At 48.5% G+C, this 9891-nt stretch carries 5 protein-coding genes and 1 pseudogene; 2 read left to right on the forward strand and 4 right to left on the reverse strand.

Annotation, left to right across the window (positions count from 1 at the left end):
• Positions 1 to 214 precede the first annotated feature (214 nt).
• The gene (locus ACO6V1_RS20645) at positions 215 to 2701 is read left to right on the forward strand and encodes a hypothetical protein (protein ID WP_422468299.1); all 2487 of its coding nucleotides are present in this window, start codon (positions 215 to 217) and stop codon (positions 2699 to 2701) included.
• Between the two features lie 39 nt (positions 2702 to 2740).
• Here the strand turns inward: ACO6V1_RS20645 and ACO6V1_RS20650 are convergent, their stop codons facing one another.
• The 3 genes from ACO6V1_RS20650 to ACO6V1_RS20660 all read right to left on the reverse strand — a co-directional run bounded on the left by ACO6V1_RS20650 (position 2741) and on the right by ACO6V1_RS20660 (position 7991).
• Positions 2741 to 3520, reverse strand: coding sequence for a serpin family protein (locus ACO6V1_RS20650; protein WP_422468301.1), 780 nt, complete (start codon positions 3518 to 3520; stop codon positions 2741 to 2743).
• Between the two features lie 381 nt (positions 3521 to 3901).
• Positions 3902 to 5182 (reverse strand): L-methionine/branched-chain amino acid transporter, encoded by a 1281-nt coding sequence (gene yjeH / locus ACO6V1_RS20655; protein WP_422468303.1) that lies wholly within the window; start codon positions 5180 to 5182, stop codon positions 3902 to 3904.
• A gap of 190 nt (positions 5183 to 5372) precedes the next feature.
• Positions 5373 to 7991, reverse strand: coding sequence for a hypothetical protein (locus ACO6V1_RS20660; protein ID WP_422468305.1), 2619 nt, complete (start codon positions 7989 to 7991; stop codon positions 5373 to 5375).
• A 341-nt stretch (positions 7992 to 8332) separates the two neighbouring features.
• On the opposite strand from ACO6V1_RS20660, the gene fabV reads away from it, so the two are divergent.
• Positions 8333 to 9535 (forward strand): enoyl-ACP reductase FabV, encoded by a 1203-nt coding sequence (fabV, locus tag ACO6V1_RS20665; protein ID WP_422448273.1) that lies wholly within the window; start codon positions 8333 to 8335, stop codon positions 9533 to 9535.
• Positions 9536 to 9660: 125 nt separating this feature from the next.
• On the opposite strand, the pseudogene ACO6V1_RS20670 reads toward fabV, so the two are convergent.
• A pseudogene (locus ACO6V1_RS20670) lies at positions 9661 to 9843 on the reverse strand (spermidine acetyltransferase); the annotation flags it as partial.
• Positions 9844 to 9891 lie beyond the last annotated feature (48 nt).

The raw sequence follows: 9891 nt of genomic DNA on the forward strand, positions 1-9891 counted from the left end.
TGCAGTTTGGCATCGAAGGGTAGAGGTAGTTCAGTCTACTACTTCTTTTCTTCAACGTTTGTTAAACCTGTTCACGACAGAAGGCCGGAAACAGCGAAGACAAGAGCAGGAAGCGGCTGCTTTATTTCGTGGTCAGTTATGGGAATTGCTTCAAACTGAACAAGCTCCTCATAGCTTAAAAAAACGCATTATAAAGGACGTAGGAAATGGCGTTTTGCCTTTTCTTAAAAAATCTGAGCGTAAAACGATACTCAGTAGTAAGGACACAATACTCAGCAGCACAAAAGAACGTAAAATTATTCGTGAAGCCGCTGGATTTCTTAAAGCAGAACTCTCCGGGCTGCTGTCTCGCTTGCCCGGGGTGACTTTGGAAGATAGCAGGGAAGTGCTGATAGCCTACTATCGACTTATAATTCTGTCACCGGAATTGTTACCTGAGGGGCATAAAGCTCATGAAGCCATCTGCAAGCTGGAAAAGCACTTTCGTGATACCCGACAATCTGAAGGTTTTACCGAACTGACAAAAACCATCACTTTGTCCGTTTTACATAACCTTCGGAAGAACCTGTCTCCTGAAGGGTATCAACAATTAACCGCACGTGTAGGACATATACTTTCTTATCCCTACTCCCGGCGTGATCGCGCTTTGCAGAATGCGCTGAACCTGATTATTGATAATGAAATGAGTATTCAAGGTCATCCCCGGGAGTTGATTTCCGCTGACGATCTGACATTGCTTAAAGAGAGTTATCAAGGGCTATTATCTGGAACCTCGGGATTATTCAGTATTGAGGAAGATCTGAAAACAGATGTTTCTGCTGTAGTACGCAAAATAAGTCGATTACCCAGTGAATTGAGAACGCTTGATCTGGCCCGGGTTGAAAAAGATTTTCAGCAGTATGAATCCTTACGGAGTACTTTGTCTGCAGAAAACCAGAATCAAAGCCAGGAATTTAAAGAACTTGACGCTCGTTGCAAAGTCTATCGAGGCTTGATAGCACAAGGTCGTGCGGCATTGTTGAAGATTCAGCTGAATCAAGGGCGGCGCTGGGAGTTAAATCTGTTATTACAAGGTATTGAAACGACCGCTGTATGGGGCACCGATTCCGAACACAATGAGCAGATGTTCAAAAAGCTGCTGGATTTGGCTCAGTTAAGAGGACCACAAGTGGATTTAGCCCAGCTGGACTGGATAATAGCGCAGAACAATGAAGCAAACAGTCATCCGAACGTTGCCATTGAAGGGGCTGGGCCAACAGGACTGATGCTGGCTTTTACTCAGTTTCAGGAAGGAGCCAATGTCTCAGTGTTTGAGAAACGGAGCACTGAATATAACCGGGTGCAAGTGGTTCGACTGGACCCTAAATGGATGGATATGCTGAAGTTTTATCTTGGAGAACATTACTACGACATGTTCGGTCAGGATGGAAAAGGCGTTATTCGTACGGATGGTTTTGGCGAAATGGCTGGAGAAATTGCCACTCACCGGTTGGAAGAGGCTCTGAATCATAGACTTGCTGAACTGATGTCACGCAATTACGAACATATTTCCCAGCGTGATGCCCCACAAAAAACCAGGTTGGAGCGGTTAGCTGCTTATGAAATGACGATAGTAGAGGCTAATGAACAAGGCTATACAGTAAAGGCTACATACCACCCTGAGAATGATCCCTCTCCCTTTGCCAACGGCAAGAAAGAGCCGCCTGCTGGTTATCAGAAACCTGAAGCAACGTTAACCCGTCCCGTTGATTTAGTGATTTGCGCGGGGGGTAAAAATAGTCAGATCCGTAAAAAGTATATGGGGAACAGAGCCGTATCGGCTACCCGAAGCTATGGTGTTTGTTCCTGGGAAGGACCGAAAGACCAGCCCCTGCAAAATGATCGGCTGGATACCTTTCCAGATTTTCGTGGGATGGTGGTACTTGATCAACAGTTTCAGCAGTTTTTCCAGGAGCAGATGACATTTCAGATGGAAAGGATTGAGGGGCTGAGTGCAGATGAACGACAACTTCTCAGCCGACAAACCCGTCAGCAGTCAAGTGGTGTTCGCCACTTGAAGGCGTCAACCCTTGGAAGAGCGCTGCAGACCCGGTGTTTTGAAAATAAAAACCTTGTCTACATCGGGATGGAGATACCTGAAGCATTTAATCAATTCTGCCAGAAGGTTCAGAAAAAGTTAGCGGTATTACCGGTACCAGAGTTGGATCAAAACGGCAATAAACGATCAAAAGCCGACCGGAAAGCGTGGCGTGATCAGCGTGCAGCCAAGGTACGCAAAGCACTTTCCAGAGCATGGTTTCAAACAGTGGCGCATAGCTATGGTATTGATCAATCGCTGGGCGTTACGGAGGAAAAGATTAATGACTCATTTGCGACTGTATTCTCTTTACAGCAACATCGGGTCAGGAAAAATGTGGTGGAGAGAAGATCAGACTCCCATCAAGTGATCATTACTGCTGCTGGTGATGCTGCTGCCAGTCCTCACTTTATGACCGCCAGCGGCCTGACTGGAGCCAGAGAGAATGTGCTGCATCTGCAAAACTACACGGGGGAGGAGTGGGGCGGAAAATCCGTATTTCTCGGACATGGGGCGACCATTATGGATATACTTAAGGATAAACAACAAAGTACTGCGGATTTTGTGATCCAGCGAGGGCTGATTTTCCTGATTAAATCGAGATTACAACGGTTATTAGATTAATTAATAACCATTTGGGATTAACTGGTTAACCATCACTCACTATCCCCATGGTTCTTTAATATAGGCGGCACCCAATAACCTTCGTTGATCACCCTGATCCTTAATCATGGCAAAATAAAAGGGGCGATTGATGTACAGCAGATTAGGTCTCCCACCGCCACGAATTTGGAATGAAGCCGCAACATGGGCACCTGCCTCATTGATGCTAAGGTTTGTCCTGTGTTTTCCTGAACCGAGCAACTCAGGGTATTCTGTCTCATAGACATAATCGAATTGATATTTGGGTAAACACAGTGAGACGTTCCCTGGATCAATTTCATCGTCAAATAATGAGTTCAAGCCTGTGGTCAGGATATGGCTGACTTCGTCACTGTGTTCTTGTTGCGCCGCTTTGGGAGGCATTATGAAAACAGCTTTCAACCCGGATTCCTTAACGGGCAAGGCAATAAACTCAAAGTCTGAAATATTTTTATAAGTAACTAAGGTTGTCCCCTTGCCGCTTTTCATCCAGACGATCTCCGGCTGCTTCTGACCGTTCCAGGTCATTTCTGTTTGATATTTCTGGGGTATTGCCATGAAAGGTTGTTTCCACGATACATTTTGAAACAACCAGCTTACTAACAAGAAAGCTGTTTTTGGGTCTTTCAGCGTGCCAGGGTTGAGCAGGTTGGTAATCACTCCGTTTGTATCTTTGGCAATCTGTTCATTGAGCCTTTGAGTGGCGTTATCGTACCCTTGTTGTCTCAGTTCACGACTGCTGGTACAGGGGACGCCCAACTGCTTCAGCGTCATGTCAATGGTTGTGGTTTTAGAGAACAAATGGATTTTCTCCAGTGAACTATGATCTGCCGGGTTATCAGGTTTATCACTTATGTCATCGGGTTGTAGTAGTCCCAGTAACTCGTTGGCTACCTTTTCTGTTTCAGTAACCAGAAACGGTGAAGCCGCAATATTTCGATCACGAATATTTTTTTTCGCTATCTCCATAAAACGTTTAACATCCGACCCCAGATCGCTCATCTCTTCAAGAGAGTGAAAAAACCTGGAGTACGACGAGTCCGTTAATGGTTGTGCGCTTGCGGATGCAGCGGTGGGTGAGTATTGTGCTGAGGGGGAAAAAGCAGGAGGAAAATTCATTTCATGGACTCCTGAACCAAAAATGAGTTCTCATTATCGCCCTCAGAGCCTAGCTGCTTATTTTCATTTATCCACACTGTAGTGATGATCGATAATACCAGGATCCATACAAGCCGACTTTTGCTTTTGCCTTTGCCACCATAGCAATGGTGAGGCAATCGCCAGCATGCCAGCAGCATACGCCATTTTCCACCCGAGGCCCCAGGCAAGCATAAAGCAGAACAGGCAGCCAAGCAGGTTCATCCAGTGGTATTTAGCAGGCAGCAGTCGGAAAGCTGCCAGCATGGAGGCCAGGTAAATAATAACGAAAACCCCATTGACCCAGGAAACCAGATCTTCCAGATCCTGATCGGTAAAGTGAGTAAAGATCAGAATCGCTGCAATGATGAGTAGTACGGTTGCCAGGGCGCGTTCGGAAACACCGTAACGATTCTGTTTACTGAACCAGGCTGGCAACACTCCTTCCTGGCTGAAACTCAGTGTCAGACGAATCAGACTGGCGATGTAGACATTGACAGTTGCAATACCACCTGCCAGCCCGAGAGTCCCGATGATTGGTGAACCCAGTCCGCCCAACAGCTGATCAAAAACACCCGCCATGGCCAGGGGAGCCGTCACCGGTATGGACAGTATCAACCATGTACAGGCGAGATAAATACAGCCAACGATGGTAACGCCGATCATGATGGCCGGTTTCAGGTCTTTTTCGGGGTTTCGAAAGTCACCTGCCAGATGGGACATGGCTTCCATTCCCAGAAAACTCCAGAAAGCAAGCCCGGCGGCTTTAAGAATCATGCTGCTGCTAACGACAGTTTTCTCCGGGGAGGCGGGTACATCAACTACCCCCCGGGCCACCATCATCAGAATCAGTACCGCCATGATAGAAAAAGTCAGTATCAGCTGAAGGGTGGCAGAAATATGTATGCCCCGAAAATTCAGACCATAAAGCAAGACCAGGCACGATAACTGAACCGCAATGGTTATTGAGCCCGGCACCATAAACAGGGCATCAATAAACTGGTAGGTCATAATGATGGCTGCGGGTGCACCCAGGGGGACAGCGCAAAGAAAAATGATGCCGATGGTTCTTCCGGCGACAGAGCCAAAGGCCTTTTCCACGAAATAGGCCGGTCCGGCTGCATGGGGGAACCGGCTGGCCAGACTGGCAAACACCAATGCCACCGGAATAATGGTCAGGGTAAGCAGGGCCCAGGCCCACAGGGCTCCGTAGCCTGCCAGTTCAATGGTTAACTGGGGAAGAATAAATACGCTGGTGCCTAGCAGGGTAGTGGTGAGCAGCCCTGCTCCCTGCCAGCATCCAATTCCGGAAGTTTGTAACTGCACTGTGATGACTACCTCTGGGATATCACTTGTTATTTGTTTCTATGGCAACGGATTAAGGCATTTACTATAGGCCAGATTGACTTGGGATTCCGTCGAATTATCGGATACCCGGGGGAAATAATACAGTTGGTTTTCAGCTATAGAATGGCCAGGGCATGTTCAATGGCGCTGTCCACGTCATGCTGCCAGTTTAATAATATATGGCCGTGTAAAAATAGCTTCGGCTGATAGCATATCTCTGATTCACTTCATCATTACTCAGCAGTTTATTTCTCCATAAATAGCCTCTGACAAGATTGCTTTCCCGATCAGACAGTGGTTCATTTGACTGATATTTACTGAGCAGAGGCTGGATACGACTCTCTTCTTCCTTAAGGGCCTTCCGTTCTTTGTTGACAATGTCATGCATTGGCAGAGTGAGAAACCCGATAGCGGATTCGTTTGTGGTTGGGTCACGCCACGATTCCCAGTCATCGACTATCCGCCCTGCAAAGAATAATGCCTGACTGTGTTCCTGAATCAGGAATATTCGCTGCATCAGAGCGTTTTTAACGTTCAGATCGAAGCAGGCTGGTAGTGAGTCACACAACACTTCTACATCAAGCTTCTGTAAACGATCATAAGACTTGCGGGTCATCAGCCGTGGATAACCGACGCGGCATCCTTTACGGTATCTAGCGTTTATACTGTCAGCGGATGGCGCAATGATGTCTCTGAACGGGTAAAGACAGGTATCGTTATCAATGCCGATGACCCGGCCAGTTTCGTAGTCTATGAAGTAATTTCCATCATGTCGGTCTGGTTGGGCACAAATGGCATCCAACAGCTCAAGGTCAGCCAGGCCGCTGAATATTTTGCTCCTGATTTCCCGGTTGCCCTCCTTATCCAGCAGTTCCTGATGGGCCAGCTTTTTCTTTTGTTTAGGAGCAGCGCTGGCACGTACACTGGTCCTGGCTGATACTCCTGAAGCCAGTTCCATCTCCAGTCCAATCTGGTGGTTATGTTCGCAAAATGACATATCGGGCATCACGTTCATGCCCAGCAGGCGGGCAATCTCGCCGGTGGCCAGATTTCTGGCCGTAAGATTTGGATGATACCTGTCGTGGTACAACTGTGGAGAGATGATTTTTCTCCAGCTTGAGATGTCAACGGCCAGTTCAGGTTTGAACACCCGCTTTACTGTGTCATTTCCGGTTTTATAGGATAACAGGTACACCGTATTCTCCTTCCCACTACCCAGCTCCCGGGGAGGATTGTCAGGATCCAGAAGTCGGTCAGTCCATCGGCCGGGAAGGGTGAGTTCATCGTTCAGATCATAGCCAACCCGCTTGAACTCCATTGCCGCCTGCCAGCTGATTTTCCCGGCAATAGATGTTAATGCCGGTGAGTCTAATACCTGAAACAGCAGCAGTTGATCATTTCTGAGATCGGTGATTTTATGCCTTAAAATCATGAGTTCTGACTGGTCCGGATGATGATGGTGCTGATCGATTATGTTGCTTATTTCATTCTGGATTGCTCTATTACTGGTTAGAATCTGCTTCGCTTGCTGTTCTGCCGCGGTCTGTTCAGTGGGTATTTCCCGGGTTAACTGCTGCTCATAGTTACTGATCATATCGTGAGCTGGAAGCTCTCCGGCACCTGTATTCATCTTTTCAGATAATGGTCTGGATACTTGCTTATGGTCAGACAAACAGCGCAGTTTTTTCTGGGTAACAGCGGGTTGATTGAAGCGTTCCGTGACCCGTTCCTGAATAGCCTGTTTCCTTACGGCCAGCTGCGTTGGTGTTAACTGAGCAGGGTTGACTGACTGGTTATAGGCTGACAGTTGTTCACGGGCATGGATGATCTCCCGCCTGATGCAATCAGGCTTTACCAGTTCCAGTTCGCCACGCTTGTGCAGGTTTCTGATGTGGCTATGAAGCAGGGCAAGAACTTTGGGAACCCCTCTGGCTATATCAGCCTCTGCCTGGTGCCACTCTTTTTTTACCAGGGCCTCCAGGCGGTTCGCATAATACTTGCTCTGTGGTTCGTCTCCGCGTTGTGCGATGATGGTTACACCCTGACCAAATGGGTTGGCCAATACCCTGGTATCCAGACCGGGAAATAACTCTGCCGAACCAATCCTGGGGTCCAGGGTCGAGGGATATTCAAGAACTGCAGCAGGTCTTTTTCCCTGATAGACACTGAGCACCTGCTGCTCTGGGGATTGCAGTTCGGACCGATCAAGCCATTGGTAATGGCAGCGTTTCGAAACCGGGTGCCTTGTCTGCTCTGCAATGATTGATTTATAAGCCTGGCTGGGTTTCACCACCGCTACGATTGGCAGCAGGGGATTAAGCCCGGGCGTTTGCCCCTTAACCCGGGGACAAGCCTTACCTTCTTGAATTAATACGACATCAACCCACTGTTGATCCTCTTTGCTCAGGAATTGATCGAGCCAGGCAGTATCATTCAATGCATCGGGATCGACCTCTACCCATGGTGGCAGGGGCTTGAGGCAGGCACCCTTAAATGCATTACTGAGTCTTAACGTGACAACGGTTTGATCTATGTGCTTGCTTACCGCTGTATTGGGTGCGTCAGAGAAACCTGCAGAGGTTAACGGTTCGGGCCTTGTCTCCGGTTTTGTCAGACAGTTATCAGTGACCACTTGAGCGATAGTGCGTTGTTCAAGGCTGGTAAAGCAGGCACCAGGTTCAGAGACCATAGAGCTGAGTGTTTGCGGCGCAACCGGAGGTGCCTTGGCAAAGTCTTTTTTAACCTCGACCGGGGGTTGGTTCTCTGAAGGGTAACCTGGAGGTATCACAGGAGTCTCCATAACCTATGACTGACAATCCACCTATCGGCTGTTAACCTGGATATTTCATAAAGGCAGTAAAAGGTACTTTAGTATTATTTCCGACGCCACACAGGACGTTATTCCTTTTTACTGAAGATCTTGCTGTATCGGCATTATCAATAACCGCTCACCTCGCCTGCTCTTTACAAATTCTAACAAACCGATCCATAACGCTACCGACTTATACGCGCCATCTCTTTCCCGGGCTGTGGCTTTTGGATAAGCTACCGGGTTATTCATACAGACGGGCTCATGACTGGTACTAAGCCCCTGGTTTTCGAACCGGATTTCACTTGTTGGGGACAACGATGATCATTAAACCAAGGATTCGTGGATTTATCTGCACAACCACTCACCCGGTAGGTTGTGAAGCCAATGTGAAGGAGCAGATTGCTTACACCCGGTCATTGGGTCCCGTAGCCAATGGCCCCAAAAAAGTACTGGTGATCGGTGCTTCCAGTGGTTATGGACTGGCTTCTCGTATCACCGCAGCTTTTGGTTCCGGTGCGGCCACCATTGGTGTGTTCTTTGAAAAGCCGGCCACCGAAAACAAGCCGGGAACCGCGGGCTGGCACAATTCTGCGGCCTTCGATCAGCTGGCCCACGAAGCTGGCCTCTATGCCAAAAGCCTGAATGGCGATGCCTTCAGCCACGCAGCCAAAGAAAAGACCATTGAGTTGATCAGACAGGATCTTGGCCAGGTGGATATGGTGGTTTACTCGCTGGCATCACCCGTGCGAAAACTGCCGGATACTGGCGAGGTGATTCGCTCGGTACTGAAGCCGATGGGTGAGCCATATCGCGCTACCGCAGTGGATACCAACAAAGATGCATTGTTTGAAGCGACGGTGGAACCGGCCACTGACGCAGAGGTGGAAGCAACGGTTACGGTCATGGGGGGGCAGGACTGGGCACTGTGGATGAACGCGCTGTCTGCTGCGGGCGTTCTGGCAGAAGGCTGCAAGACAGTGGCCTACAGCTATATTGGTACGGAACTGACCTGGCCGATCTATTGGGATGGTGCCCTGGGTGAAGCCAAGAAAGATCTGGACCGTACAGCCCATGCCATCAACGATTCGATGAAATCAATCCATGGTTCAGCCAATATCGCGGTACTGAAGAGTGTGGTCACTCAGGCCAGTTCGGCGATTCCTGTTATGCCGCTCTATATCTCCATGGTTTTCAAGAAAATGCGGGAAGAGGGCGTACACGAAGGGTGTATCGAACAAATCAACCGTATGTTCCGTGAGCGTCTTTACCGTAGTGATGGTGCGGCTGCGGCAGTGGATGACAGCAACCGTCTTCGCCTTGATGACCTGGAGCTGAGAGAAGATATTCAGAAGCACTGCCAGGATATCTGGCCACAGCTGACCAATGACAATCTGGCGGAGCTGACCGATTATACCCTCTATAAAGAAGAGTTTCTGAAGTTGTTTGGTTTCGGTGTTGAGGGTGTGGATTATGATGCTGATGTGAATCCCCAGGTGCCTTTTGAGGTAATTGATATCTGACAGGTCGATCAGCAAGGCAGGGATGCCGCTGCTTGAGAATACGGGATATCAAAGTTATATGGGGTTGTCCGTCAAGGGGGCCAACTGCTTCAGACTACGCCGGAAAGCTCCGGCGTGGCCGTAAGCTCAGCAACAAAACGGCGTTCGGTATTGTCATGGATATGCTTGCCATAAAGATCTTCCAGTTCATCGAAAGACTCATAGGGCTCTTCAAACCAGTAGGACATAATACTGCGGTTATTATTAAGAGAGTGCACAAACCGCAGGTCTTTCTTTTCCAGTGCTCTCAGTCGGATACTGCTTTTCATCCGGTAATTCCGTCAGTCAGAGATTGACTCTGTATATCAATAAGACTT

Source organism: Endozoicomonas sp. ALC013, from assembly GCF_049310205.1.
Classification (GTDB): Bacteria; Pseudomonadota; Gammaproteobacteria; order Pseudomonadales; family Endozoicomonadaceae; genus Endozoicomonas.

Excerpts from the sequence above, each read along its gene's own strand:
- fabV (WP_422448273.1), top strand. The coding sequence starts at position 8,333 with ATGATCATTAAACCAAGGATTCGTGGATTTATCTGCACAACCACTCAC.